At 69.2% G+C, this 24197-nt stretch carries 26 protein-coding genes; 15 read left to right on the top strand and 11 right to left on the bottom strand.

From position 1 onward, the window contains the following. The first annotated feature begins 2 nt into the window (after nucleotides 1–2). Nucleotides 3–1601: a glycerol-3-phosphate dehydrogenase/oxidase gene (locus BRO63_RS16705; protein WP_088140883.1), complete on the top strand. Its 1599-nt coding sequence runs from the start codon at nucleotides 3–5 to the stop codon at nucleotides 1599–1601. A 6-nt stretch (nucleotides 1602–1607) separates the two neighbouring features. Here the strand turns inward: BRO63_RS16705 and BRO63_RS16700 are convergent, their stop codons facing one another. From BRO63_RS16700 to BRO63_RS16690, 3 genes are all read right to left on the bottom strand, one after another. Beyond that, entirely contained in the window at nucleotides 1608–2207 is a 600-nt protein-coding gene (locus BRO63_RS16700; protein WP_088140846.1) for an HD-GYP domain-containing protein, read from the bottom strand. A 165-nt stretch (nucleotides 2208–2372) separates the two neighbouring features. Next, entirely contained in the window at nucleotides 2373–3053 is a 681-nt protein-coding gene (locus tag BRO63_RS16695; RefSeq protein ID WP_088140845.1) for a type 1 glutamine amidotransferase domain-containing protein, read from the bottom strand. Then, entirely contained in the window at nucleotides 3050–4099 is a 1050-nt protein-coding gene (locus BRO63_RS16690) for an NADP-dependent oxidoreductase (protein WP_088140844.1), read from the bottom strand. Before BRO63_RS16690 ends, BRO63_RS16695 begins: the two co-directional genes overlap by 4 nt. 165 nt (nucleotides 4100–4264) lie before the next feature. Between BRO63_RS16690 and BRO63_RS16685 the strand changes: the two genes are divergently transcribed. The 10 genes from BRO63_RS16685 to BRO63_RS16640 all read left to right on the top strand — a co-directional run bounded on the left by BRO63_RS16685 (nucleotide 4265) and on the right by BRO63_RS16640 (nucleotide 14340). Then, nucleotides 4265–4993, top strand: coding sequence for a TetR/AcrR family transcriptional regulator (locus tag BRO63_RS16685; RefSeq protein ID WP_088140843.1), 729 nt, complete (start codon nucleotides 4265–4267; stop codon nucleotides 4991–4993). Nucleotides 4994–4995: 2 nt separating this feature from the next. Further along, on the top strand, nucleotides 4996–5964 hold the full coding sequence (locus tag BRO63_RS16680) for an HlyD family secretion protein (RefSeq protein WP_088140842.1): 969 nt from the start codon (nucleotides 4996–4998) through the stop codon (nucleotides 5962–5964). Beyond that, nucleotides 5961–6905, top strand: a complete 945-nt coding sequence (locus BRO63_RS16675; RefSeq protein WP_088140841.1) for an ABC transporter ATP-binding protein — start codon at nucleotides 5961–5963, stop codon at nucleotides 6903–6905. The genes BRO63_RS16680 and BRO63_RS16675 overlap by 4 nt, the downstream gene beginning before the upstream one ends. Next, nucleotides 6902–8047: an ABC transporter permease gene (locus BRO63_RS16670; RefSeq protein ID WP_088140840.1), complete on the top strand. Its 1146-nt coding sequence runs from the start codon at nucleotides 6902–6904 to the stop codon at nucleotides 8045–8047. The genes BRO63_RS16675 and BRO63_RS16670 overlap by 4 nt, the downstream gene beginning before the upstream one ends. 6 nt (nucleotides 8048–8053) lie before the next feature. Next, nucleotides 8054–9535 (top strand): efflux transporter outer membrane subunit, encoded by a 1482-nt coding sequence (locus BRO63_RS16665; protein WP_256943331.1) that lies wholly within the window; start codon nucleotides 8054–8056, stop codon nucleotides 9533–9535. A gap of 132 nt (nucleotides 9536–9667) precedes the next feature. Continuing rightward, entirely contained in the window at nucleotides 9668–10387 is a 720-nt protein-coding gene (locus tag BRO63_RS16660; RefSeq protein WP_088140839.1) for a response regulator transcription factor, read from the top strand. Between the two features lie 118 nt (nucleotides 10388–10505). Beyond that, nucleotides 10506–10988, top strand: coding sequence for a YbaK/prolyl-tRNA synthetase associated domain-containing protein (locus tag BRO63_RS16655; protein WP_088140838.1), 483 nt, complete (start codon nucleotides 10506–10508; stop codon nucleotides 10986–10988). 26 nt (nucleotides 10989–11014) lie between these two features. Beyond that, nucleotides 11015–12994 carry an FUSC family protein gene (locus BRO63_RS16650; RefSeq protein WP_088140837.1) on the top strand — a complete coding sequence of 660 codons (1980 nt, stop codon included), beginning with the start codon at nucleotides 11015–11017 and terminating at the stop codon, nucleotides 12992–12994. Between the two features lie 3 nt (nucleotides 12995–12997). Continuing rightward, a complete protein-coding gene (locus BRO63_RS16645; protein WP_088140836.1) occupies nucleotides 12998–13786 on the top strand; it encodes an NRDE family protein in 789 nt (262 codons plus the stop codon). Nucleotides 13787–13905: 119 nt separating this feature from the next. Further along, nucleotides 13906–14340, top strand: a complete 435-nt coding sequence (locus tag BRO63_RS16640) for a carboxypeptidase-like regulatory domain-containing protein (RefSeq protein WP_088140835.1) — start codon at nucleotides 13906–13908, stop codon at nucleotides 14338–14340. A gap of 6 nt (nucleotides 14341–14346) precedes the next feature. Here BRO63_RS16640 and BRO63_RS16635 read toward each other — a convergent pair whose 3' ends face one another. Further along, nucleotides 14347–15324 carry a glycerophosphodiester phosphodiesterase family protein gene (locus tag BRO63_RS16635; protein WP_088140834.1) on the bottom strand — a complete coding sequence of 326 codons (978 nt, stop codon included), beginning with the start codon at nucleotides 15322–15324 and terminating at the stop codon, nucleotides 14347–14349. A gap of 12 nt (nucleotides 15325–15336) precedes the next feature. Continuing rightward, nucleotides 15337–15711: an MAPEG family protein gene (locus BRO63_RS16630; RefSeq protein WP_088140833.1), complete on the bottom strand. Its 375-nt coding sequence runs from the start codon at nucleotides 15709–15711 to the stop codon at nucleotides 15337–15339. A gap of 194 nt (nucleotides 15712–15905) precedes the next feature. On the opposite strand from BRO63_RS16630, the gene BRO63_RS16625 reads away from it, so the two are divergent. Then, nucleotides 15906–16709, top strand: coding sequence for a CPBP family intramembrane glutamic endopeptidase (locus BRO63_RS16625; protein WP_179215128.1), 804 nt, complete (start codon nucleotides 15906–15908; stop codon nucleotides 16707–16709). A 16-nt stretch (nucleotides 16710–16725) separates the two neighbouring features. Here the strand turns inward: BRO63_RS16625 and BRO63_RS16620 are convergent, their stop codons facing one another. The 4 genes from BRO63_RS16620 to BRO63_RS16605 all read right to left on the bottom strand — a co-directional run bounded on the left by BRO63_RS16620 (nucleotide 16726) and on the right by BRO63_RS16605 (nucleotide 20766). Further along, a complete protein-coding gene (locus BRO63_RS16620) occupies nucleotides 16726–17778 on the bottom strand; it encodes an alkene reductase (RefSeq protein ID WP_088140831.1) in 1053 nt (350 codons plus the stop codon). 48 nt (nucleotides 17779–17826) lie between these two features. After that, a complete protein-coding gene (locus BRO63_RS16615; protein WP_088140830.1) occupies nucleotides 17827–18174 on the bottom strand; it encodes an ArsR/SmtB family transcription factor in 348 nt (115 codons plus the stop codon). 155 nt (nucleotides 18175–18329) lie between these two features. Beyond that, nucleotides 18330–19739, bottom strand: a complete 1410-nt coding sequence (locus tag BRO63_RS16610; protein WP_088140829.1) for an amidase family protein — start codon at nucleotides 19737–19739, stop codon at nucleotides 18330–18332. A gap of 40 nt (nucleotides 19740–19779) precedes the next feature. Then, entirely contained in the window at nucleotides 19780–20766 is a 987-nt protein-coding gene (locus tag BRO63_RS16605; protein WP_088140828.1) for a Bug family tripartite tricarboxylate transporter substrate binding protein, read from the bottom strand. A gap of 127 nt (nucleotides 20767–20893) precedes the next feature. Between BRO63_RS16605 and BRO63_RS16600 the strand changes: the two genes are divergently transcribed. Continuing rightward, nucleotides 20894–21835, top strand: coding sequence for a LysR substrate-binding domain-containing protein (locus BRO63_RS16600; RefSeq protein WP_088140827.1), 942 nt, complete (start codon nucleotides 20894–20896; stop codon nucleotides 21833–21835). Here the strand turns inward: BRO63_RS16600 and BRO63_RS16595 are convergent. Together BRO63_RS16595 and arfB are read right to left on the bottom strand one after the other, a co-directional pair. Next, entirely contained in the window at nucleotides 21807–22490 is a 684-nt protein-coding gene (locus BRO63_RS16595; protein WP_088140826.1) for a DUF2238 domain-containing protein, read from the bottom strand. The genes BRO63_RS16600 and BRO63_RS16595 overlap by 29 nt on opposite strands. A gap of 2 nt (nucleotides 22491–22492) precedes the next feature. Further along, nucleotides 22493–22909 (bottom strand): alternative ribosome rescue aminoacyl-tRNA hydrolase ArfB, encoded by a 417-nt coding sequence (gene arfB / locus BRO63_RS16590; protein WP_088140825.1) that lies wholly within the window; start codon nucleotides 22907–22909, stop codon nucleotides 22493–22495. Nucleotides 22910–23002: 93 nt separating this feature from the next. On the opposite strand from arfB, the gene queE reads away from it, so the two are divergent. Next, nucleotides 23003–23635, top strand: a complete 633-nt coding sequence (gene queE, locus BRO63_RS16585) for a 7-carboxy-7-deazaguanine synthase (RefSeq protein WP_088140824.1) — start codon at nucleotides 23003–23005, stop codon at nucleotides 23633–23635. Nucleotides 23636–23663: 28 nt separating this feature from the next. Beyond that, nucleotides 23664–24107 (top strand): 6-carboxytetrahydropterin synthase QueD, encoded by a 444-nt coding sequence (queD, locus tag BRO63_RS16580; RefSeq protein WP_013394146.1) that lies wholly within the window; start codon nucleotides 23664–23666, stop codon nucleotides 24105–24107. Nucleotides 24108–24197 lie beyond the last annotated feature (90 nt).

The raw sequence follows: 24197 nt of genomic DNA, 5'->3' as shown, positions 1-24197 counted from the left end.
CCATGAACCAACCGCTAGCCTCCGTCGCCCCGCCCGACCGCAACCGTCTCCTGAACACGCTGGACAACACGCACTCCTGGGACGTGATCGTCATCGGCGGCGGCGCCACCGGCCTGGGCACGGCCGTCGATGCCGCCTCGCGCGGCTATCGCACCCTGCTGATCGAAGGCGCGGACTTCGCCAAGGGCACCTCCAGCAAGGCCACCAAGCTGGTGCACGGCGGCGTGCGCTACCTGGCGCAGGGCAACGTCAGCCTGGTGCGCGAAGCGCTGCATGAGCGCGGCCTGCTCAACCGCAACGCGCCGCACCTGGTGTGGCCGCTGGGCTTCGTGGTGCCGGCCTACAACCTGTTCGACCAGCCCTTCTACGGCATCGGCCTGAAGATGTACGACATGCTGGCCGGCAAGCTGAACCTGGCGCCCAGCCGCTGGCTGTCGCGCCGCGACACGCTGGCCAACGCGCCGACGCTGGCCGAGAACGTGCAGGGCAAGAATCTGAAAGGCGGCGTGCTGTATTACGACGGCCAGTTCGACGATGCGCGCCTGGCGGTGAGCCTGATGCGCACGCTGTTCGACCTGGGCGGCACCGCGGTGAACTACATGCGCGCCACCGGCCTGACCATGACGGGCGGCAAGGTAGATGGCGTGACCGTGCAAGACGCGATCGGCGGCGCCAGCTTCACGCTGCGCGCGCGCTGCGCGGTCAACGCCACCGGCGTCTGGGTTGACGCGGTGCGCCGCATGGAAGACAAGAATGCGCAGACCATGGTCGCGCCCAGCCAGGGCGTGCACCTGACCCTGCCGCAGGATTTCCTGCCGGGCAAGCGCGCCATCCTGATCCCCAAGACCGACGACGGCCGCGTGCTGTTCGTGGTGCCATGGAACGGCCACACCATCGTCGGCACCACCGATACGCCGCGCGACGACCTGCCGCTGGATCCGCAAGCCGGCGCGCAGGACGTGGATTTCATTCTCAGCACCGCGGCGCGCTACCTCAGCCGCAAGCCTACGCGCGACGACGTCACCAGCGTCTGGGCCGGGCTGCGTCCGCTGGTCAAGGCCACGGGCGAAGCCTCCACCAAGTCCTTGTCGCGCGAGCACACCATCCTGGTGTCCAAGGCCGGGCTGGTGACCGTCACCGGCGGCAAGTGGACCACCTATCGCCGCATGGCGCAGGACGTGGTGGACACGGCCATCCAGCATCAGCTGCTGACGCAGGCCTCCTGCCGCACGGAATCGCTGCCGCTGCACGGCGCGGCGGGCCTGGCGCCCTCGCAGGAACACGCCGGCACGCCGGACAGCTACTACGGCAGCGACCTGCCCGCATTGAAGGCCCTGCCCGGCGCGCAACGCATGCTGGTGCGCGCCAGCGGCCTGTCGGAAGCGCATGTGCGTTTTGCCGCAAGGTATGAACTCGCGCGCAGCGCCGAGGACGTGCTGGCGCGCCGCAACCGCGCCCTCTTCCTGGACAGCGAGGCCGCGATGCTGGCCGCGCCTGAAGTGGCGCGCATCCTGGCCGAAGAGCTGGGCCATGACGCCGCGTGGCAACAGCGCACCTTGCAAGACCTGGAAACGGTGGCTGCGAACTACCGGCTGAAGTAGCCGATCCTACGGAACCTTCAGCGGGCTTTGCTGGATCATTGCCTCGAATGTGCGCAGCAGCGCCGGATCGCATTTCGAGCCGGCCTCCTGGTGCAGGATGCGCATGATCTCCGCGTGTGTGCGCGCGGGGTGGTAAGGCCGCGCGTCGCCCAACGCGTCATAGGAATCGGCCAGCGAAATGATGCGCGAATGCAGCGGGATATCCTCGCCTGACATGCCCGCGGGATAGCCTGATCCGTCAAAGTGCTCGTGGTGGTGGCGCACCGCCCGCGCGATCAGCTCGCGCTGCGGGATGTCGCTATGCATGATGATCTCGGCGCCCACCGCGGCGTGCGCCTTCATGATTTCCCAATCGTCGCGGTCCAGGCGCTTGGGCGAATACAGCACCCGGTCCGGCGTGCCGATCTTGCCGATGTCGTGCAGGCGGGCAGCGACAGCGACCGCTTCCTGTTCCGCTTCCGGCAAATTGCAGGCTCTGGCCAGCGCCACGCTCAACGCAACAACTCTTTCGGAATGGCGGCCGGTGGCCGGGTCGCGCGCCCGCATGGCGGCAAACAAGGCCGCCACGCAGGAGCCAGCGGGATATTCGGGTACGTCTGGAGGCATCGGTCATCGCGCGCAAGGCGGCCGGGCCGCATTGCGCTGTAGCAAAAGGTCGCGATTCTGACACATTGCGCAGCAATCCTTACCGATCAGATGCTGCGGCCCAGGGCAAAGCAGAGCCGGACCCGTCCCGCGCATGCGACGGGGACCCGGTCCGGCCGTCAGGATTCAATCCTTCAATCTGTCCAGCAGCGCGTTCGCCACGCCCACGGAAGACGCCGGATTCTGCCCCGTGACCAGCAGGCCGTCGCCGACCACGTGCGGCTGCCAGTCCGGGCCGCTGGTGTACAGCCCGCCCAACTGCTTGAGTTCATCCTCCACCAGGAAAGGCACGACGTCGGTCAGCTGCACCGCCGCCTCTTCCGCATTGGAAAAACCGGTGACCTGCCTGCCCTGCACCAGCGGCTTGCCGTCAGCCGTCTTGGCATGGCGCAGCACGCCGGGCGCATGGCACACGGCCGCGACGGGCTTGCCCGCCGCCAGCATGGTTTCGATCAGCGAGACCGAATTGGGATCTTCCGCCAGATCCCACAAGGGGCCGTGGCCGCCGGGATAGAACACGGCGTCGTAATCGGCCGCCTGCACCTGCGCCAGCGGCAAGGTGGCGGCCAGTAGCCGCTGCGCGTCCTGGTCCTGGCGAAAGCGCCGCGTGTCGTCGGTCTGGGCGTCGGGGTCGTCGCTCTTGGGATCCAGCGGCGGCTGCCCGCCCGCGGGCGAAGCCAGCGTGACCTTGGCGCCCGCGTCGACGAAGGCGTAATAGGGAGCGGCGAATTCCTCCAGCCAGAATCCGGTCTTGCGGCCGGTGTTGCCCAGCGTGTCGTGGGACGTCAGCACGATCAGGATGTTCATGCGGCGCTCCTTTGGTCCGGGCCGACGCGCACGATGCGCTTGCCGGCGTTTTCACCCTTGAGCAGCCCGATCAGGCCGCGCGGCGCGTTCTCCAGGCCATCGACCACGTCCTCGCGGTACTTGATGCGGCCTTGCTGGATCAAGCCTTGCATCGCCTCGCGGAACTCGCCGTAGCGGTGCGCGTATTCGTTGAAAATGATGAAGCCCTGCACCTTGAGACGCTTGGTGAGGATGGCGCGCATCAGCACGCCCAGGCGGTCCGGTCCTTGCGGCTGGCTGGTGGCGTTGTAGGCCGAGATCAGGCCGCAGACCGGTACCCGCGCACGCGGATTCAAGAGCGGCAGCACCGCGTCGAAGACCGCGCCGCCGACGTTCTCGAAGTACACGTCGATGCCCTGCGGCACGGCGCGCGCCAGGCGGCCCGGCAGATCGGGCGCCTTGTGGTCCAGGCAGTCGTCAAAGCCCAGCTCCTGGACCACATAGCGGCACTTGTCCGCGCCGCCCGCGATGCCGACCACCTTGCAGCCGTGGATCTTGGCGATCTGGCCGACCACCGCGCCCACCGCGCCGCTGGCCGCGGCCACCACCACGGTCTCGCCCGCCTTGGGCTGGCCGATGTCCAGCAGGCCCATGTAGCCGGTGAAGCCGGGCATGCCCAGCACGCCCAGCGAATAGGACGGGTGTTCGGGATTGGGCCCCAGCCGCAACAGGCCGGCGCCATCGGACAGGGCATAGTCCTGCCAGCCTGATTGCGCCAGCACCCACTCGCCCGGACGGTAGTCGGGATGGTTGGAGGCTTCGACCCGCGTCACCGTGCCGCCGACCATGACGGCGCCGACCTGCACCGGCTCGGCATAGGACGGCGCATCGCTCATGCGGCCGCGCATGTAGGGATCGAGCGACAGGTACACGGTGCGCAGCAGCACCTGGCCGGGGCCGGGCTGGGGAACTTCGCCGGTTTCCAGGCGGAAATCGCTGTCCGCCGGCTCGCCCTGCGGGCGCGCGGCAAGCACGATGCGGCGGTTGATGGAAGACGATTGCGGCATGACGGTCCAGCCTCCTGCAAGGAAGCCGCCCGGGCCTTGCGGGAACAGCCCGGGTGGCGGGATGGGGTACCGGGCCATTACACCATCGATGCCGTCCCGGCCGATGTGTAACCCTGGCCGCGGCCCCTCTTTTAATTAATTAATAATTTAATTAACATACGCCGCATGTGCCCCGAACGCCGCTCCGAACCCTCCACGCCCGCTCGCCGGCCCGGCCGGCCGCCGCGCCCCGACAACGCCGCCGCCCGCGCCAATCTGCTGGACGTCGCCACGCGCCTGTTCGCGGCCCAGGGCGTCGCGGCCACCACCCTCACGCATATCGCGCAACGCGCCGGCGTCACCTCGGCGATGGTCCACTACTACTTCAAGAGCCGCGATCAATTGATAGACGCGGTGGTGCTGGAGCGGATCGTGCCGGTGATCGGCTTTGTCTGGTCCCCGCTTGCGCAGGCGCAGGATCCGGCGGCCGATCCGCCCGCCGCCGTGCGCGCCTTCATCGCCGAAGTCGTCGGCCGCCTGGTGCAGAGCGCCGCCGAGCGGCCCTGGCTGCCCGCCCTGTGGCTGCATGAGGTCGTCAACGAAGGCGGCCAGCTGCGCGACCGCGTGCTGCGCCATCTGCCGGCCGACCGCCTGCAGGCCTTCTCGGGCCTGATCGCGGACAGCCAGCGCATGGGCGCCATCACGCCGGGCGTGGAGCCGCGCCTGGTGTTCCTGTCCATCCTGGGCCTGACCCTGCTGCCGCTGGCCACCTCCAGCCTGTGGCGGCGCGTGCTGCAGGACGACGCGCAGGCGCAATCCATCGACACCCGCGCGATCGCGACCCACGCCATCGCCATGCTCACGGGCGGCTTGTTCTCGCCGCCCGCGCCGACTTCCGCCCCTCCAGGACGCTGACCATGCGCATCCATACCGCCTTGCGCCGCCCCCTGCCCGCCTGCTCGCTGGCGCTGCTTGCCCTGGGCGGCTGCGGCAAGGACAACGGGACTTTCTTCCAGGGCTACGCCGAAGGCGAATACGTCTACGTGGCGTCCTCCGAGCCCGGGCGGCTGGCCGAACTGCCGGTGCGGCGCGGCCAGCAGGTCGAAGCCAACGCGCCGCTTTTCGCGCTCGAAGCCACGCGCGAGACCGCGGCGCGCGACCAGGCCAGCGCGCAACTGGCCGCCGCCGTGGCGCAGCAGGAAGACATCGCCACCGGCAAACGCCCGGCGGAAGTCGACGTCAGCCGCGCCCAACTGGCCCAGGCCGAAGCCGCCAGCCGCCGCTCGGCGGCGCAACTGCGGCGCGACACCGACCAGTTCCGCATCGGCGGCATCGCCCGCGCCCAGCTGGACGACAGCCGCGAACAGGCGCAATCGGACGCGGCGCGGGTGCGCGAACTACAGGCCCAGCTCGAGGTCGCCCGCCTGCCCGGCCGCGACGAACAGCGCCGCGCCCAGGCCGCCGAAGTGGAGGCAGCCAAGGCGGCCCTGGCCCAGGCGGAATGGACGCTGGCGCAAAAACGCCTGGCCGCGCCGGCCGCGGGACTGGTGTTCGACACCTTGTACCGCGTCGGCGAATGGGTGCCCGCCGGCAGTCCGGTGGTTAGCCTGCTGCCGCCCGGCAACATCAAGGTGCGCTTCTTCGTGCCGGAAGAGGCCTTGGGCGGGCTGAAGATCGGCCAGCAGGCGACGGTGCGCTGCGACGCCTGCGGCGACCCCATCCCCGTGCGCATCGACTACATCTCGGCCCAGGCCGAGTACACGCCGCCCGTGATCTACAGCCGCGAAAGCCGCAGCAAGCTGGTCTACATGGTGCAGGCCCGGCCCGCGCCCGAGGCCGCCGCGCGGCTGCATCCCGGCCAGCCGATGGAGGTCACTCCGCAATGAACGCGCCCGCCTCGGACTACGTCATCGACGTGCACGGCCTGAACAAGCGTTTCGGCGACAAGCACGTGGTCAACGACGTGTCGCTGCAGGTGCGCGAAGGCGAGATCTTCGGCTTCCTGGGGCCCAACGGCAGCGGCAAGACCACCTGCATCCGCCTGATGTGCGGACTCTTGACGCCGGACTCGGGCAGCGGCACCTGCCTGGGCTACGACATCCTGCGCGACAGCGCCCAGATCAAGCGGCACGTGGGCTACATGACGCAGAAGTTCTCGTACTGGGACGACCTGACCATCCGCGAGAACCTGGACTTCGTGGCGCGCATGTACGGCATGCCCGAGCGCAAGGAAACCGTGGAACGCGCTTTGGAGGACCTGGGCCTGCAAAGCCGCGCCAAGCAATTGACGGGATCCTTGTCCGGCGGCTGGAAGCAGCGCCTGGCATTGGCGGCCTGCCTGCTGCATCAACCCAAGCTGCTGCTGCTGGACGAACCCACCGCCGGCGTGGACCCGACCGCGCGGCGCGATTTCTGGGAGCAGCTGCATGAACTGGCGGCGCGCGGCATATCGGTGCTGGTCAGCACGCACTACATGGACGAGGCCGAACGCTGCCACAAGCTGGCCTACATCTCCTACGGCCGGTTGCTGACGCAAGGCACGGCCGAGGACGTCATCGCCGAACAGGGCCTGACCACCTGGGCCATCCACGGCCACAACCTGGTGCCGCTGGCGCAGCGCCTGCGCAACGCGCCGGGCGTGGACCAGACCGTGGCCTTCGGCTCCGCGCTGCACATCAGCGGCCGCGACGCGGCGCTGCTGGAGCGCACGCTGACGGACGCCATCGCCGGCCAGGACCTGAGCCTGGAGCGCATCGACACCAGCCTGGAGGACGTCTTCATCTACCTGATGAAGCGTTCCACCGACAACTTCGCGAGCCCGCCATGATGCGCCATCTGCAAGGCTTTTCGTGGTCGCGCTGGTGGAGCATGGTGCTCAAGGAGTTCCTGCAACTGCGCCGTGACCGCATCACCTTCGGCATGATCGTGGGCCTGCCCATCATGCAGCTGGCGCTGTTCGGCTACGCCATCAACACGAACCCCAAGCAGATGCCGACGGCGGTCATCGCCGCCGACCACAGCCCGTTCACGCGCAGCTTCGTGGCGGCGATGAGATCGTCCGACTACTTCCACATCATCGAAGAGCTGGACAACGAGGAACAGGGCCGCACCGCCCTGGCCCAAGGCCGCGTGCTGTTCGTCCTGACCATACCGCCGGACTTCAGCCGCAAGCTGCTGCGCGGCGAGCGTCCCGCGCTGCTGATCGAGGCCGACGCGACCGACCCCATGGCGACCGGGCTGGCCTTGGGGTCGGCCACGCAGTTGGCGCAGGCCGTGGCGCAGAAGGACCTCACCGGGCCGCTGGCCGGCCTGGCCGGCGGCCAACCGCCGTTCGACGTGCTGGTGCACCAGCTCTACAACGAAGAACAGATCTCGCAATACAACACCGTGCCGGGCCTGATGGGCGTGATCCTGACCATGACGCTGGTGATGATGACCGGCCTGGCCATGACGCGCGAACGCGAACGCGGCACGATGGAAAACCTGCTGGCGATGCCGGTGCGGCCGATCGAGGTGATGACGGGCAAGATCGTGCCCTACATCGCCATCGGCCTGATCCAGTCCAGCATCATCCTGCTGGCCGCGCACTTCGTGTTCCACGTGCCGTTCCAGGGATCGCTGCTGGCCGTGTACCTGTCGGCGCTGGTGTTCGTCGCCGCCAACCTGACCGTGGGCATCACCCTGTCGTCGCTGGCGCAGAACCAGTTGCAGGCCATGCAGCTGACCATGTTTTATTTCCTGCCCAACATGCTGCTGTCCGGCTTCATGTTTCCGTTCCAGGGCATGCCGCTGTGGGCGCAGTATTTGGGCAACCTGCTGCCGCTGACCCACTTCAACCGGCTGATCCGCGGCATCCTGCTCAAGGGCAACGGCTGGTGGGACCTGTGGCCCAGCATCTGGCCGCTGCTGCTGTTTACCGTGGTTGTCATGACCGCCGCCGTGAAGTTCTACCGCCGCACCCTGGATTGAACCGCCATGTCCCGCCCCACGCTCCTGCCCTTTCCGTCCGCCGCCGCGCACAGGCTGGCCGCGCCCGTCCTGTGCGCGCTGCTTGCGGGCTGCGCGGTCGGGCCGGACTTCGAGCGGCCCGCCGCGCCGCAGGTCGACGCCTACACCGCGCCGCCCGCATCCGCCCCGGCCGCCGGCGCGCAGCGCCTGCAGGCCGGCGCCGACATCCCCGCGCAATGGTGGCAGTTGTTCCGCTCCGAGGCGCTGGACCAGCTGGTGCGGCAGGCGCTGCAGGCCAGCCCCACGCTGGAGCAGGCGCGCGCCCGCTTGCGCCAGGCCAGCGAGGATTTGAACGCCGAAACCGGCGGCCGCATGCTGCCCAGGGTGGATGGCAACCTGTCGGCCACGCGGCAGAAAGTGGACCCCGCGGCCTTCGGCGTGCCGATGGCCGAACAGCCCCCGCCCTTCACGCTCTACAACGCCTCCATCGACGTGTCCTACACGCTGGACGTGTTCGGCGGCAACCGCCGCGCGCTGGAAGGATCGAGCGCCCAGGTGGACTACCAGGCGCATGAACTGCAGGCCGCGCGCATGTCGCTGGCCGGCAACGTGGTCACGGCGGCGATCCGCCAGGCGGACCTGAACGAACGCCTGGCCGACACGCGGGCGCTGCTGGCGGCGCAGGAGCGGCAACAGGACATCATGCGCCAGCGCCAACAGGCCGGCGGCGTGTCCGAGGCCGATCTGCGCAACCAGGAATTGCTGGTCGCGCAGACGCGCGCCACGCTGCCGCCGCTGGAGTACCAACTGGCGCAGGCCACGCACCAGCTGGCCGCCTACCTGGGCCTGGCGCCGGCCGAGCTGCGGTCCGCGCCCCTGCGGCTGGCCGACCTGACGCTGCCCGCCGACGTGCCCACCGGCGTGCCCTCGGCCCTGACCCGCCAGCGCCCCGACATCCTGGCCGCCGAAGCGCTCTGGCGCCAGGCCTCGGCCAATGTCGGCGTGGCCGTCGCCAACCAGTATCCGCAGTTCACCCTGACCGCCAGCTTCGGCTCGCAACGCACCCGCGTGGGCGACCTGTCCAATGGCCTGAACGTCTGGAGCCTGGGCCTGGGACTGGTCCAGCCGCTGTTCCACGGCGGCGAGCTGCGCGCGCGCACGCGCTCGGCCGAGGCCGCCTACGATGCCGCCGCGGCCGGTTACCGTCAAACGGTGTTGGAGGGGTTCCGGCAAGTCGCCGACGCCTTGCGCGCCGTGCAGACAGACGGCGACGCCTACCAGGCCAGCGACGAGGCCTGGCGCCGCGCCGACGAGGCCGAGCGCATCGCGCAGGGCCGCTACCAGGCCGGTGGCATCAGCCACCTCAGCCTGCTGGACAGCCAACGCCAACTGTTGCAGACGCGCATCGCGCGCACCGCGGCGGACGCGGCGCGCTACGCCGACACCGCCGCCCTGTTGCAGGCCCTGGGCGGCGGCTGGTGGAACGAAACGCCCGCCGACGCACCATAACGGTGCGGCCTGCGCGCGCCACGTAACCATGTCCGAGAATTCGGGTAAGAAAGTGGCGTTGTGCGAGGTTTAGGAAATCGCTGTATCCGATGCATCATGCATGCGCTCATGCTGCACAGATCACAACGATTCATGAATGACCTACTAGACCTGATCGTCTTCTCTCCCAATCCGGAAGTACGCGCGCACCGCGGCGCGGCGTTGGCGGAAATGGGCTTCTCGCCCCGGTTGTGCGAAGACTCCAACAACCTGTTCCGCCTATTCCAGGCCCGCCGCACCCCCTTGCTGGTGATGGAAGCCGAGCTGTCCGATCTCTGCATGGCCGTGGCCGGCCTGCGCGCCATGGACACCACCGCGGGCATCGTGGCCATTTCCACCTTCGATTCCCCCGAAAACCGCATCCTCGGCCTGCATTGCGGCGCCGACGTGTGCCTGCCGCCGGACGCGGGCGCAACCGAAATCGCGGCCGCGTTGCAGGCGCTGCTGCGGCGCATACCCATGCCTGGCCGCCGCGCCGCCGACCCCGAACCGCGCCCGGCGCAGCCGACGCCGGGCGAAGCGGCCGGCAAATGGCAATTCCATGACGCGGCCTGGACCCTGGTCAGTCCAGAAGGCAAGCGCCTGGCCTTGACCCTGGCCGAGCGCGAGTTCCTGCTCAAGCTGACGGCTTCCGCCGACAAGCGCCTGCCGCGCGCCGACGCAGCCATCACGGACTCGCACGGCGGCCACGAATCGATGCGCCGCACCGACGTGCTGGTCAGCCGCCTGCGCCGCAAGGCCCTGGACCTGAACCTGGAACTGCCGATCCGCACCGTCTGGGGCTGGGGTTACGCCTTCACCGGAGAAATCTGAGGCGGCGGGCCGGGATGGGCCAACGCGCCCGCCGCAGCGCTGCGCGGCGGGCGTATCATGCGGCGTACGAGGCCGACTCCCGGCCTGCGCTCGCCACATCCCGATCTACGCCCCCGCCATGGAAGTCTTCGAACGCCTGCAAGCCCTGCTTGTCCAGAACCAGGCCCGCTACCGCCTGATTGAACACGCCGCGGCCGGCCGCTCCGTCGAGGTGGCCGCGATCCGCGGCACCGAGGTCAGCCAGGGCGCCAAGGCGCTGGTCTGCCGCGTCAAGATATCCTCCAACCAGCGCAGGAACGTGCTGGCGGTGTTCCCGGCCGACAAGCAGGCCGACCTGGACGCCATCGCCCGCGCGGCGGGCGGCAAGAAAGCGTCGCTGGCGTCGCAGGACCTGGCGCGCGAACTGACCGGCTGCGAGATCGGCGCGATCCCGCCCTTCACCTTCAATCCCGACCTGCACCTGCTGGTGGATCCCAGCCTGCGCGAACGCCACGGTGAAATCGTGTTCAATGCCGGCCGCCTGGACGCCTCCATCCTCCTGAACACGGAAGACTACTTCCGGCTGGCCGCGCCCGACGAGGCGCCGCTGATCAAGGCCTGATCCCCAGGCCGCGCCACGAGGCCGCCGTGTTCCGTTCCTCGCTGAAACATGCCGCGCGCAGCGCCAATATGCGTTGGCTCATGAGCCTGGCGCACATGGAGCCTTCGCCCGTCAGCCGCTGGGTGGCGCTGCGCGCCGCGCTGGCCATCGGCCTGCCGTCCGCGGTGGGGCTGGCGCTGGACCAGAGCGCGGCGGCGGCCCTGGTCGCGCTGGGCGCGCTGCCCGCCATCACCGGCGACAACGGCGGTCCTTACCGCAACCGCGCGCTGTCGATCGGCGCCACCGTGTTCGGCGGCGCGCTGGGGTATTTCCTCGGCACCTTGATTGCAGGACACGGGCTGTGGACCTCCGCCGCCATGACGCTGCTGGTGCTGGCGGCCAGCCTGGTCGGCACCTTCAACAACATCGCCGCCGTCTCCACGCTGCAGTTCGCCGCCTACGTCATCGTCGGCGCCAGCCTGACGTCCACCCTGCCGCCATGGCTGCCTTCGGTCCTGGTGGGGGCCGGCGGCCTGTTCGGCCTGGCGCTGACCCTGACGGGCTGGGTGGTCCACCCGACAGCGCCCGAGCGCGCCGCGGTCGCCATGGCCTACCGCAAGCTGGCGGCCATGTTCGCCGCCATCGGCACCTCGCACACCATGAGCGCGCGGCGCGACATGGAAGCGGCCATGACGACCGCCTACGACACCGTGCTGGCCGCCCGCCGCAGCGCGGCCGGCCCCTCCCCGCGTCTGGCGCGGCTGGCGGCCCAGCTGCAAGCCTGCACGCCGCTGACCAATACCGCCCTGGAGCTGGCCCGCGCCGGACGCGTGCTGCCGCGCGACTGCGCGCGCGTCATGAACCGGCTGGCCGACCGCGTGGAAAACGACGCGACGCCGGACCCGCGCGAGGACATCGCGGCCTTGCGCGAGGCAGGCATGGCCCCCTTGGCCGACGCGCTGGCCCAGGTGCAGCCCCTGCTGGACGGCGGCGCGCTGTCAGAGGCCGACGCCTTCGCCGGCCTGCCGCCGGCGCGGCCGCGCACGCCCTGGCGCGTGCTGGCGCGCACCTACCGGCCGGGGCCGACCACGCTGCGCTACCTGGTACGGCTGGGCCTGTGCCTGGTCGCCGCCGAGGCCGTGGCACTGGCGGCTTCGCTGCCGCGTTCCTACTGGGTGCCGCTGATCGTGGTGGTGGTGTTCAAGCCGAACTTCGGCTCGGTGTTCGCGCGGGCGCTGCAAAGCTGCGCGGGCAGCGTGGTGGGCGTGGCGATCAGCGCGACCGTGCTGGCGCTGGACCGCAACGGCATCGTCAGCCTGCTCACGGTGGCGGGGCTGGCGTCCCTGCTGCCCTGGTCGGTGCGGCGCAACTACGGCCTGTTCTCGGCCATCCTGCTGCCCATCCTGATGCTGCTGATCGGCGCGCTGCAACCGGGCAGCTGGCCCATCGCGCTGGCGCGCCTGATCGATGTGGCCGTGGCCGCGGGCATCGTGCTGCTGGTGGGCTACCTGCCGTGGATACGGATAGAGCGCGGCAACCTGGACAACGCGGTCGCCGCCGCCATGGACACGCTGGCCGCCTACCTGAACACGGTGTTCCAGGCCGATCCCACCAGCCGCCACGACCTGCGCGCCCGCGCCTACGCGCGCCTGTCCGACCTGCGCATCGCCTTGCAGCGCGGGCTGTCCGAACCGCGCCTGGTCAGCCGCCGCGCGCTGGCCTGGTGGCCGGTGGAAGTCGCGCTGGAGCGCGTGGCCAACGCCATTTCCGACACGGCCTGGTCGCTGCCCGCGGACCAGGCCGCGCCCAGCGCCGCGGAACTGGCGCAGCTGGCTGCCAGCCTGCACCAGATGAGCGCCGCTGTCGCGCAAGGCGCGGCCATGCCGGCCGCCGCCATCGCCTCGCCCGCCCCAGCGCTGCGCGACGTGGCCGCCCAGATCGAAGCCTTGCGCGCCGCGCTGGCTGGCCCGGATTTCGCGGCCGCGCCAGGCAAAGCCATCCCCGACAAACCCGCCAACCAGGTCTGAACCATGTGTCTTGCCGTACTGGCCCTGCATGCCCTGCCGGGCATCCCCGTCCTGATCGCCGCCAACCGCGACGAATTCCATCAGCGCCCCACCTTGCCCGCCGCGCAATGGCCTGACGCGCCCGAGGTCTACGCCGGCCGCGACGGCCTGGCCGGCGGCAGCTGGATGGGGGCGACGACCGGCGGACGCCATGCGCTGGTCACCAACTTCCGCGAACCAGGCCGGATGATCGAGAACGCGCCTTCGCGCGGCGCGCTGGTCGAAGACTATCTGCGCGGCACGGCATCCCCGGCCGACTACCTGGCGCGGGTGCATGCCGCGGGCCAGGCCTACAACGGCTTCAACCTGATCGCGGGCGATGCGCGCGAAGCCTGGTATCTCAGCAACCGCGACGGCGGCCCGCGGCGCCTGGCTCCAGGCGTCTACGCCCTGTCCAACCATCTGCTGGACACGCCCTGGCCCAAGCTGGCGCGCACCAAGGCGGCTTTCGAAGCCGTGCTGCGCAGCGGGCCGCAGCCGGACCTGCCCGCGTTGATGGCGGCACTGGCCGACCGCCAGCCCGCCGATGACGCCGACCTGCCCGCCACCGGCCTGCCGCTGGATCGCGAAAGGCTATTGAGCAGCCCCTTCATCGTCAGTCCGAACTATGGCACCCGCAGTTCCAGCGTACTGACGCTGCGCGACGATGGCGCCGGACAGCTGGATGAAAGGCGCTTTGCCCCGGACGGCTCGGTCAGCGGCGAAAGCCGGCTGACATTTTCCTGGCGCGCGGCACGCGGTACGCTTAGCTAGGCTGCGGAAACAATCGGTTGATAACGGAGACCCGCGGGCGCGAACTCCGTGCCGACACGCGGGTCGAAATGTTCATGCGCGCACGAAAACGCGCAGATCGTCCTATCCAGGAGAGTCTCATGAACAAGCGTATAGAACGCTGCACCATGGCCGCCGCGATGGCGCTGGGCAGCATGGCCTTTGCCGGCGTCCTGTCCACCGCCCAGGCGGGCATGCCGGCGGTGCAGCAGCAGGGTTCGGTGCAATACGTCAGCGGCGGCATCGGGCTGGACGAATCCGAAGCCATGAAGGCAGCAGCCAAGGACTATCCGCTGGCGCTGACGTTCGCGGCGCAACGCGGCGGCCAGGCGGACTACGTCGCCAATGTCGCCGTCACCATCAGCGATGCGCACGGCAAGTCCGTGCTGCAAACCACCGCCGAAGGCCCGTACATGCTGGTCAAGCTGCCTGCCGGCAACTACAAGATTTCGGCCACCTACAACGGCCAGGCGCAACAGCGCGAGGTCTCGGTGCAGAACTCCGGCACCGCGCGCGCCGTGTTCGAATGGAAGTAGCGGGCCTCAAGGCCCGCGCTTGAACGCGCGCGCCACGGCTTCGATTTCATTGGTCCAGATTCCGCCTGCGTATCCCTGCGGCACGCGGCTCATGTCCTCGGGCGTATCGATGCCCGTGGAGTGCCCATCGCCGTCGTAAGGGCCCAGCAGGAACACGCTGCTGCCCGCCGCCTCCATGCGGTCCAGGAAGCGGCCGGGCCAGCCCCACAGCCAGGGCGCGACGTTCACCGGCACCGTCAGCGCCATGCCGCGGCAGGCCTGCGGCACATGGCCGGTCCAGCCCGCCGCCGCATAGCGCAGCAGGCAGGACTTCAGGTCCGAGCGCGTCAGCGTGCGCACGCCCGGCGCCAACTGGCGCAGCCGGGCTATCGGCTCCTCGCCCCCATACGCCATGAAATCGGCCCGCCTGGCGGGCGGCAGGCCATTGAGCACGGCCGCCAGCGCCGCGCCTTCCTGCGCGTCGCGGCTCTTGACGTTGATGAGAAAGCGCTGGCGCGGAAATGCCTCCAGCACTTCGGACAGCGTGGGCATCAGGCCCACGCCGCGCCCGCGGAACGGAAAGGTCTTGCCGCCGTCGGCGGTATAGCCGTAGCCGATGTCCAGCGCCTTCAGTTCGGCCATCGAGTGTTCGCGCGTCGCGCCGCGGCCCTCGGTGCGGCAATCGACCGTCCAGTCATGGAACACGGCGAACTGGCCGTCGGTGGTGGGATGGACGTCGATCTCGACAATGTCCGCGCCGGCCTCGAAGCTCGCGCGCATGGACGCGATGGTGTTTTCCAGATAGCCGTGGGTGGGTTCGACGATGCGGGTCGCGGTGCAGGTGTCCCGCTCCATGCCCGCCGTGTCGTAGCGTTGCGCGATGCCGCGATGCGCCAGCAGCGTCGCCCGGGCGCCGGGATCGGGCACCGACCGGTCGGTGTTGTTAATGTAGATGTAGCCCAGCAGCGCAATGGCCGCCAGCGCCGCGACACGCCGCTTGCGCATGGCCGTCGCTGCTTAGACGCCCGCGAACAGGATCGCGATGATGAAGCCCACGCTGATCGCCCACACCAGCGAACGCAGCGCGCCCCAGCCCGCCAGGTACATGGCCAGATAGCCCAGCCGCACGCCCAGCCAGCAGGCCATCAGCGTGGCCACGTGCGCGGGCGCCGCCTGGGTATACAGGGCGAACAGCACCGCGGCGAAGAAGAACGGCAGCGATTCAAAGGTATTGGTCTGCGCCGCGTTGGCGCGCGCGCGCCAACCTTCCTGGCGTGCCAGCCAGGCGCGCGGATCGTTGTTGTCGAACTTCTTTCCGCCCGCCTTGGCGACGATCGTCGACACGAAAGGCAGCACCGCCGCCGCCAACATCAACCACGCGATCATTTTCATAGTCTGGCTCCCAGGTATCCGGCAGGCGCCAGGATACCTGGGTTCGCGGCGCGACGTCAGCATGCCGGCCCCGGGGGCCGCCCGCGAGCCGCGCGGCTGACGCCAAGCCGCGCGTTTACACTCAGCGCTTTCGACGCCCATCCTCGCCCGTGCCCCTGCTCAGCCCCTGGTCCGCCTTGTTTCTTGCCGCCGCCATGCTGTGGCCGCCCGCCACGCGCCGCTGGGCGCTGGCGCCGCTGGCCGCCGCCTACGCCTGGGCCTGGACCAATGGCACGATAGACCCCGTGGCGCTGGCCTGGCCGGCGTTGCTGATGCTGGCGGCCGTGCTGGTCCAGCCGGCATCGGGCGCGATGGCGCGCGCCGTCGGCCATGCGCTCTTCATCGCGCTGGCCGCGTTGCTGTTCCTGCACTTGCTGCCGGGCTTTCACAACCCGCAGGTCATCGCGCCCGCGCCGCTGAGTCCGGACGCCGTGCCCTTCGGCATGTACCTGAACCTGGACAAGCCGCTGGTGGCGTTCTGGGTGGTGCTGGCGCTGGCGCCGCCGATGGCGGGGCCGGACCCGCGCGCCACGTTGTCGGCGGCGTTGCTGGCCTGCGCTGGCGCGGTGATGGTGTGCCTGGGCTGCGCGCTGGCGCTGGGCGTGGTCGGCTGGGCGCCCAAGTGGCCGCAATCGGGCTGGATCTGGCTGATCAACAACGCCTTGCTGGTGACCTTGGCCGAGGAAGCGCTGTTCCGCGGCTATCTGCAGCAGCGGCTGACCGACTCATGGCGCGGCCGCGCCTGGGGTTCGTGGGCGGCGTTGGCCATCGCGGCCGTGCTGTTCGGCCTGGCGCATTACGCGGGCGGCTGGCAATGGATGCTGCTGGCCGGCGTGGCGGGCGCGGCCTATGGCCTGGCCTACAAATATGGCGGCCTGGCCGCGGCGGTGCTGGCGCACCTGGGCCTGAACGCGGCGCACTTCGGCTTGTTCACCTATCCGATGCGCGCCGTGTTCTGAATGCCGGACCAGCCGATCAGGCCAGGGCCGGATAGTCGGTGTAGCCGCCCGGACCCGGCGCATAGAACGTGGCCGGGTTGGGCCGGTTCAGCGGCGCCTTGAGTTCGAAGCGGCGCGCCAGGTCCGGATTGGCGATGTACTGCACGCCGAAGGCCACGGCATCGGCCCGGCCCGCGGCAATGGCGGCCTCGGCGGACTCGCGGCCGAACCCCTCATTGGCGATGTACGTGCCGCCGAACTCAGCCTTGAGCATCGGGCCCAGGCTATCGGCGGCTTCGTATTCGCGCACGCACAGGAAGGCGATGCCGCGCTTGCCCAGTTCACGCGCCACATAGCCGAAGGTGGCGGCCGGGTTGGAATCGCCCATGGTGTGGATTTCCCCGCGCGGCGACAGATGCACGCCCACGCGGCCCGCGCCCCACACCGACACACTGGCGTCCACGGCTTCCAGCAGCAACCGCGCGCGGTTCTCCAGCGAGCCGCCATAGGCGTCGTCGCGGTGGTTGGTGCTGTCCTGCAGGAACTGGTCCAGCAGATAGCCATTGGCGGCATGCACTTCCACGCCGTCGAAACCGGCCTCCATGGCCATCTTCGCGCCGTGGCGGTAAGCCTCGATCACGCCCGGAATCTCGGCGGTTTCCAGCGCGCGCGGCGTGACGTAGGCGCGCTGCGGACGCACGTGGCTGACGTGCCCCTTGGCCGCAATGGCGCTGGGCGCCACCGGCAATTCGCCGTCCAGGAACATGGGATCGGAGATCCGGCCCACGTGCCAGAGCTGCGCCACGATCAGGCCGCCGGCCCGGTGCACCGCGGACGTGACCTTGCGCCAGCCCTGGACCTGCTCGGAAGTCCACAGGCCCGGCGTATCGGCATAGCCCACGCCTTGCGGCGTGACTGCAGTGGCTTCGGTCAGGATCATGCCGGCGCCGGCGCGCTGGGTGTAGTACTCGACCATCAGGTCGTTGGGCACCCGGCCCGGGCTGGCGTGCATGCGCGTCAAAGGCGCCATGACGATGCGGTTGCGCAGCGTCAGATCGCCTGCGCGCAGGGGTTCGAAAAGTTGGCTCATGCGTAAATCCTTGGCCCCGGTTCAGGGGCCGCTGGCGGCGTAGCGGGGCTACATATCCTGGTTCAATTGCCGCAGGAACGCGGCAATGGCGGCTTCGTTGCGACGGTAGAAAATCCACTGCCCCACCTTGGTCGCCGAGATCAGGCCCGCGCGCTGCAGAACGGCCAGGTGCGAGGACACGGTGGACTGGGACAGTCCGCAGCGTTCATCGATGTGGCCCGCGCACACGCCATGCTCGAAGGTATGGCCCGGGCGTTCCTCGAAGTACGCGTGCGGCGTCTTCAGCCAGGCAAGGATGTCGCGCCGCACCGGGTTGGCCAGCGCCTTGAGGATGGCGTCGGCGTCAATGGCGGGTAGCGAGGCGGCAGGATCGGGGCTGGAAGTGGAGACCGTCATATTGAAGTATCGCAATTTATCGAATCTTATATCGGAACTATTCGATATATAGTCATGCCCCTGCGGGGGACAGGGCTTTATGGCCGCGGCATCGGCGCGCGGCTATCCGCCTCGGACGCCCCCCATACCCTCCCTTCCCCTTCCTTCCGCGCCGCTCAGGCCGGGAGCCTATCCAGCACCGACCACCCCGCGCGCGCCTCGATGGCCTCGCCCGCGGCCAGGCACAGGTCTTCCCGGAAGCGCCCCGCCACCAGTTGGACGCCCATCGGCACGCCGTCCGCCAGGCCGACAGGAACCGACAGGCCCGGCAAGCCCAGTATCGCGGTCGAGACCAGCGGGCTCTGGGCGCGCAGCATGTCGCCCATGGCCGCGTCGCCTTGCTGATCCTGGTCTGTCAGGAACGGGCGCTCGAACGACACCGGCATGAGCAGGACGGGATAGCGGTCGAAGAAAACGCCCCACTCCCGCAGTATCGTCGTGCGCAGCGCCAGCGCCTGGACGAAACCGTCCTTGTCCAGCGGCGAGGTGTGCGCAAGCATGCTGCGGTAGGCGCGCTGGATCGCCGCATCGCCAGCGCGTTCGATTTCGCGGCCCATGGAGCCGGACGCCTCGTTCATCAGCACGTTGCGCCATAGCTCGGCCGCTTCCTCGAACCTGGGCGGCGCCGCCGTTTCGACGATGTATCCCGCGTCTTCCAGGTACTTTGCGGCGCGCAGCAAGGCGTCCAGCACGGCGGGATCGGGCTTGAAGGCCGAGGTGCCGCAGAACAGCGCCACCCGCCGGCCGTCTTCAGGGCGGCGCAGGTCCAGCGGCGCGGGCACCCACCACGGATCGCGGGAATCGCCCGCCGACATGGCCGCCAGCCCGAGTCTCAGGTCGGCAACGTTCCGCGCCAAGGGGCCCTGGGTCGCGGCCAGTTGGGAAGCCACCGGACGCTCCGATTTCTGGCTGGCGTTGTAGGCCGGCACCCGGCCTTGCGACGGCCGCAGCCCCGCCACGCCGCAGGCATAGGCCGGGTAGCGGATCGATCCGCCCTGGTCGCTGCCGTGCGCCAACGGCCCCATGCCCAAGGCGGCGGCAACGGACGCGCCGCCGCTGGAGCCGCCCGGCGTACGCGCGGCATCGAACGGGTTGACGGTACGGCCATGCAGGTCGTTGTCCGAAAACCAGCGCCAGGAGAATGCCGGAACGTTGCTGCGGCCGATCACGACCGCGCCGGCCTTGAGCCAGTTGTCGACCGCGGGATTGTTCTCGCTCGCGATGAGGTCCCGATACGCGACGACGCCATTGGTCGTGGCCGACCCGGCCAGATCGGCATTGGCCTTGATCGTCACCGGCACGCCGTGCAGGAGGCCCAGCGGCGCGCCGCCGCGCACCGCGGCGTCGGCGGCATCGGCCGCCTTCAGGGCCTGGTCGGCGCGGATCTCGGTAAGCGGGTTGAAGACCGGGTTGAGCTGTTCCGCCCGCTGCAGGCAGCTCTGCACCGCTTCCCGGCTGGAAACTTCCCGCTTGCGGATGGCCTGGGCCAGGTCGACGGCGCTCCAGCGCCAGAGTTCGTTCGTCATGATGGCTCCCTATGGGGTTGAACCCGGGTGTTGAACCCGCTCAGTCGGCCGACGCGCCGGAGCGCTTGACCATTTCGCCCCAGCGCGGGATCTCGCTGGCGATGAGGCTGGCGAACTGCTCGGGCGTGGAAGGCGTGGCATCGACGGACAGGGTTTCGTTCAACTTGAGCACCGCCGGATCCTGCAGCGCCCGGGCGATGGCGCGATTGAGCTTGTCGATGATGGGCTTGGGCGTGCCGGCGGGCGCGACGATGCCGCCCCAGGACACCACCTCGAATCCCTTCAAGCCGGATTCGTCGAGGGTGGGCACGTCCGAGAGGACAGGCACGCGCGCCAGGCTGGTCGCCCCCAGCACCTTGACCTGGCCCGAGCGGATGAAGGGAAGCACGCCCGCGACGTTGTCGATCATCACGTCGAGCTGCCCGCCCACGATGTCGCCCACCGCCTGTTGGCCGCTCTTGTAAGGAACGTGCAGCATGGTCGTGCCCGTCTCGCTCTTGAGCATTTCTCCGGCCAGATGGGCGCTCGATCCCACGCCCAGCGAGCCGACGCTGACCTTGCCCGGATGCTGCCTGGCATAGCTGACCAGGCCCTGCACATTGCTTGCCGGGAAGTCGTTGCGGGCGATCAGCACCAGGGCATTGCTGATGGCCAGGCTGACGGGCGCAAGGCTGCGTTGCGGGTCGTAAGGCAGCTTCGAGTACATGCTTTTGTTGATCGCCAGCGTGACCAGGTTGCCGAAACCGATCGTGTAGCCGTCCGGCGCCGCGGCGGCCAGAGCCTGGGTGCCGACGATGCCGCCCGCCCCTCCCCGGTTGTCGACGATGACCGGCTGGCCGAGCTCGCGCCCCAGGGCGTCCGCGATCGGGCGCAACACCACGTCGGGGCCGGACCCCGCCACATACGGCACGATGAGCTTGACCGGCCGTTCGGGCCAATCCGCCTGCGCCGCGCCGGCGCCTGCCGCTCCCAGCAAGGCAAAACACAATGAAACGGCCTGACCTACACGACGGGGAAAGATCTGCATGGCTTGCTCCTGAAGTACGGGACTGCATGGTCTTGTCGTCGTGAAGCTTAGAGATCGTCCGCGCTGCGCATAAGGCTATTTCTTTGTTAAGGTGACAACTGCCAGTTGTCGCTATCGAAGGGGGCATATGAAGGACCACCATCTCCGGGCCTGGCTGAAGGTCGCCGAGTTGCGCAGCATCCGCGCCGCGGCGCGCAGCCTGCACTTGAGCCAGGCGGCGGTGACCAAGGCCATCAAGGAACTGGAAACGGAGCTTGAAGCGCCGCTGCTCACGCGCAGCCCCCAGGGCATCGCGGTCACCGAATGCGGCGAGCACCTGACGGTGCGGGCGCAGCTTGCGCAAGCCCAACTCTCCCTGGCGCGCCAGGACATCCGCCAACTGCTCAGCGGCGCCCAGGCGCGGGTGGCGGTGGGCGTGACGCCCATGGTGATGCTGAGCGTGCTGCCCGACGTGCTGAACGATTTCAGGCAAAGCATGCCCGCGGCCAAGCTCAAGGTTTCGGAAGGCCTGCTGGCCGCCGTGCTGCCGGCATTGCGCAACGGCTCACTGGATTTCGCCTTGGCGTCCGGCATGGCGGACAACCATGGCGGGCAGGAATTCGATTTCGAGGAACTGCGGCCGCTCGAATTCATGGTCGCCTGCCGCCGCGGTCATCCGCTGGCGGGCGCCACGCGATGGCAAGACATCGCGGGCTGCGAATGGCTGCTCAACACCTCGGGCGGCAGCCACACCGACGCCTTTCTGCAAGCCTTGCGCGCAAGCGGCCTGCAGCCGCCCGAACGCGTCATCGACTGCGATACGTTCGGCGTGATGTGGAACCTGATGGTCCGCAGCGACGCGTTGATCGTCTGCCCGGCGGGCATGCTCGAGATCCCGCCCTACGGCGCTGAAGCCAGCCAAATCCGGACGGAAGCGCCCATGCCGGTTGCCAGCATAGGCATCATGACGCTGCGGGGAACGCCCCTGTCGCTGGCGGCGTCCACCATGGCGGACCTGTTCCGGCGCCGCATCCAGCGACTAGCCCTGGCGGGTGCCGTGGCTACCCGCCAGGCTGGCGGCGCGGCTTGAGGCTGTCGGCCCAGTCGCGCGCCAGGTCGCGGCGTGCGCGCCGGTTGACCAGCGCGGTGATGGCCATGGCGAGGACGGCGCCCCCGGCCGCCAGCGCCATGTCCTTCTGCGCGTCCCAGATATCGCCCTGCGTGCCCAGGTAGGCCGCGCCCAGTTCGCTGCCCACGGTGGCGGCGGCGCCCCATTCCAGCAGTTCGTAGAGCGCCGAGGTCGACAGCGTGACGTCCATGGGCAGGAAGTACGCCCAGAAGCCGCGCACCTCGACCACGCGCAGGAAGATCTCGCGGATGGGATAGGCCAGCAGCAGGCCGTAGGAAAAATGCACCACGCGGTCGAAATTGTTGCGCTCCCAGCCGACCATGCTGTTGAAGCCGTGGCCCGTCAGCGCCCGCCACCAGTCGTCGTAAGGCACCAGCGAATAGGTGTAGTGCGCGCCGACGGCATGCAGGCACAGGTAAAGGAAGATCAGCGTGTACGAGGTGCGCGAGAACACGAACCAGCGCCGCGTGAAGAGCAGCGCCGCGCCGAAGGCCAGCACCAGCGCGTTCTCCAGCGCCCAGTCGGCGCGGTCATGCGGTGAAACGGCCAGCGCCGTCCAGATCACGGCGAACAGCGCGCCCAGCGTGTACAGGTAACGCCGGCGCGAGTCGGCCATGATCAGTCTCCCTGGACCCGGCCGCGCAGGCGCTTGACTTCGCCGTGCAGCACCTTGCGCTGCACGCGCCGGCGCTGCGAGGCGCGGGTGGGCTTGGTCGGGCGGCGCGGCTTGTCGGTGCGCGCCGCCGCGCGCACCATGGAGATCAAACGTTCGACGGCTTCGGCGCGGTTCTTTTCCTGGCTGCGGAACGCCTGCGACTTGATCACGATGACCCCGTCCTTGGAGATGCGGTGGTCGCTCAGCCCGCACAGCGCTTCCTTGATTTCTTCGGGCAGGCTGGAGGCGCGCACGTCGAAACGCAGGTGCACGGCGCTGGACACCTTGTTGACGTTCTGGCCGCCCGCGCCCTGGGCGCGGATCATGGTGAACGCCAGGTCGCGCTCATCCAGGTAGAGGGAATCTTGGACGTGAAACATAGCCCGCAAGTATAGATGCGCCGCGCAAAGTAAAATAATGCGCTTTTGCCTGATTTATCCGGGGTCCGGCCTTATCCGGCCGCCGCCACCACCATGACTTATTCCGCCAAAGAAATCTTCAAGACGCTGCAGGGCGAAGGCGCCCACGCAGGCCGCGCGGCGGTCTTCTGCCGCTTTGCCGGCTGCAACCTCTGGACCGGCCGCGAAAGCGACCGCGCCAGCGCCGCCTGCACCTTCTGCGACACCGACTTCATCGGCACCGACGGCGACGGCGGCGGCAAGTTCGCCACGCCCGAACTGCTGGCCGACGCCATCGCCGCGGCCTGGGGGCCGGGCGCCAATGACCGCTACGTGGTCTTCACCGGCGGCGAACCGCTGCTGCAGCTGGACGCGCCGCTCTTGACCGCGGTGCACGCGCGCGGCTTCACGATCGCCATCGAAACCAACGGCACCATCAAGCCGCCGGCCGGCATCGACTGGATCTGCGTCAGCCCCAAGGGCACGGCGCCGGTGGTCCTGGAGCGCGGCGACGAGCTCAAGCTGGTCTATCCGCAGGCCAACGCGCGGCCCGAAGCCTTCGCGCACCTGGACTTCGACCACTTCTTCCTGCAACCCATGGACGGCCCCGCGCGCGCGGCCAACACCGAACAAGCCGTCCAGTACTGTATGCAGCATCCGCAATGGCGGCTCAGCCTGCAGACCCACAAATACATAGGCATTCCATGATTCACCCTAGCCCCCTGCGGAGCGCGCCATGATTTCCGTGACCCGCAGGCTGGAATTCGACGCCGGCCACCGCATTCCCGACCACCGCAGCCAGTGCCGCAACCTGCACGGCCACCGCTATGTGCTGGAAATCACCCTGACCGGCGACGTGGTCCAGGCGCCCGGCGAGTCCGACAACGGCATGCTGATGGATTTCTCCGAAATCAAGCACATCGCCAAGACCCACATCGTGGACGTCTGGGACCACGCCTTCCTGGTGTATGAAGGCGACGCCGCCGTGCGCGGCTTCCTGGACAGCCTGCCCGGCCACAAGACCGTGGTGCTGGACCGCATCCCCACGGCCGAAAACCTGGCCGCCATCGTCTTCCAGACCCTGGCGCCGCACTATCACGGCCACTATGGCGCCGAACTGCGCCTGACCCGCGTGCGCCTGTACGAAACGCCCAACTGCTGGGCGGACTGCAACGGCTGAACGCCGGGGCGCGGCCGCCGCTGCCGCGCCCGTCCTTCCCGCGACACGGGATCGCTAGCTCCCGGTTTTCCATAGACGGAAAACCCGCCC

Source organism: Achromobacter xylosoxidans (genome assembly GCF_002192695.1).
Taxonomy (GTDB): domain Bacteria; phylum Pseudomonadota; class Gammaproteobacteria; order Burkholderiales; family Burkholderiaceae_B; genus Achromobacter; species Achromobacter xylosoxidans_C.
Note: the sequence above shows the minus strand (reverse complement) of the source record. Positions and strands in the feature narration are given on the sequence as shown.

Bases quoted from the DNA above. Each gene is read 5' to 3' on its own strand.
- BRO63_RS16705 (WP_088140883.1), top strand. From the start codon at position 3: ATGAACCAACCGCTAGCCTCCGTCGCCCCGCCCGACCGCAACCGTCTC.
- BRO63_RS16700 (WP_088140846.1), bottom strand. From the start codon at position 2,207: ATGCCTCCAGACGTACCCGAATATCCCGCTGGCTCCTGCGTGGCGGCC.
- BRO63_RS16695 (WP_088140845.1), bottom strand. From the start codon at position 3,053: ATGAACATCCTGATCGTGCTGACGTCCCACGACACGCTGGGCAACACC.
- BRO63_RS16690 (WP_088140844.1), bottom strand. From the start codon at position 4,099: ATGCCGCAATCGTCTTCCATCAACCGCCGCATCGTGCTTGCCGCGCGC.
- BRO63_RS16685 (WP_088140843.1), top strand. From the start codon at position 4,265: ATGTGCCCCGAACGCCGCTCCGAACCCTCCACGCCCGCTCGCCGGCCC.
- BRO63_RS16680 (WP_088140842.1), top strand. From the start codon at position 4,996: ATGCGCATCCATACCGCCTTGCGCCGCCCCCTGCCCGCCTGCTCGCTG.
- BRO63_RS16675 (WP_088140841.1), top strand. From the start codon at position 5,961: ATGAACGCGCCCGCCTCGGACTACGTCATCGACGTGCACGGCCTGAAC.
- BRO63_RS16670 (WP_088140840.1), top strand. From the start codon at position 6,902: ATGATGCGCCATCTGCAAGGCTTTTCGTGGTCGCGCTGGTGGAGCATG.
- BRO63_RS16665 (WP_256943331.1), top strand. From the start codon at position 8,054: ATGTCCCGCCCCACGCTCCTGCCCTTTCCGTCCGCCGCCGCGCACAGG.
- BRO63_RS16660 (WP_088140839.1), top strand. From the start codon at position 9,668: ATGAATGACCTACTAGACCTGATCGTCTTCTCTCCCAATCCGGAAGTA.
- BRO63_RS16655 (WP_088140838.1), top strand. From the start codon at position 10,506: ATGGAAGTCTTCGAACGCCTGCAAGCCCTGCTTGTCCAGAACCAGGCC.
- BRO63_RS16645 (WP_088140836.1), top strand. From the start codon at position 12,998: ATGTGTCTTGCCGTACTGGCCCTGCATGCCCTGCCGGGCATCCCCGTC.
- BRO63_RS16640 (WP_088140835.1), top strand. From the start codon at position 13,906: ATGAACAAGCGTATAGAACGCTGCACCATGGCCGCCGCGATGGCGCTG.
- BRO63_RS16635 (WP_088140834.1), bottom strand. From the start codon at position 15,324: ATGCGCAAGCGGCGTGTCGCGGCGCTGGCGGCCATTGCGCTGCTGGGC.
- BRO63_RS16630 (WP_088140833.1), bottom strand. From the start codon at position 15,711: ATGAAAATGATCGCGTGGTTGATGTTGGCGGCGGCGGTGCTGCCTTTC.
- BRO63_RS16625 (WP_179215128.1), top strand. From the start codon at position 15,906: ATGCTGTGGCCGCCCGCCACGCGCCGCTGGGCGCTGGCGCCGCTGGCC.
- BRO63_RS16620 (WP_088140831.1), bottom strand. From the start codon at position 17,778: ATGAGCCAACTTTTCGAACCCCTGCGCGCAGGCGATCTGACGCTGCGC.
- BRO63_RS16615 (WP_088140830.1), bottom strand. From the start codon at position 18,174: ATGACGGTCTCCACTTCCAGCCCCGATCCTGCCGCCTCGCTACCCGCC.
- BRO63_RS16610 (WP_088140829.1), bottom strand. From the start codon at position 19,739: ATGACGAACGAACTCTGGCGCTGGAGCGCCGTCGACCTGGCCCAGGCC.
- BRO63_RS16605 (WP_088140828.1), bottom strand. From the start codon at position 20,766: ATGCAGATCTTTCCCCGTCGTGTAGGTCAGGCCGTTTCATTGTGTTTT.
- BRO63_RS16600 (WP_088140827.1), top strand. From the start codon at position 20,894: ATGAAGGACCACCATCTCCGGGCCTGGCTGAAGGTCGCCGAGTTGCGC.
- BRO63_RS16595 (WP_088140826.1), bottom strand. From the start codon at position 22,490: ATGGCCGACTCGCGCCGGCGTTACCTGTACACGCTGGGCGCGCTGTTC.
- arfB (WP_088140825.1), bottom strand. From the start codon at position 22,909: ATGTTTCACGTCCAAGATTCCCTCTACCTGGATGAGCGCGACCTGGCG.
- queE (WP_088140824.1), top strand. From the start codon at position 23,003: ATGACTTATTCCGCCAAAGAAATCTTCAAGACGCTGCAGGGCGAAGGC.
- queD (WP_013394146.1), top strand. From the start codon at position 23,664: ATGATTTCCGTGACCCGCAGGCTGGAATTCGACGCCGGCCACCGCATT.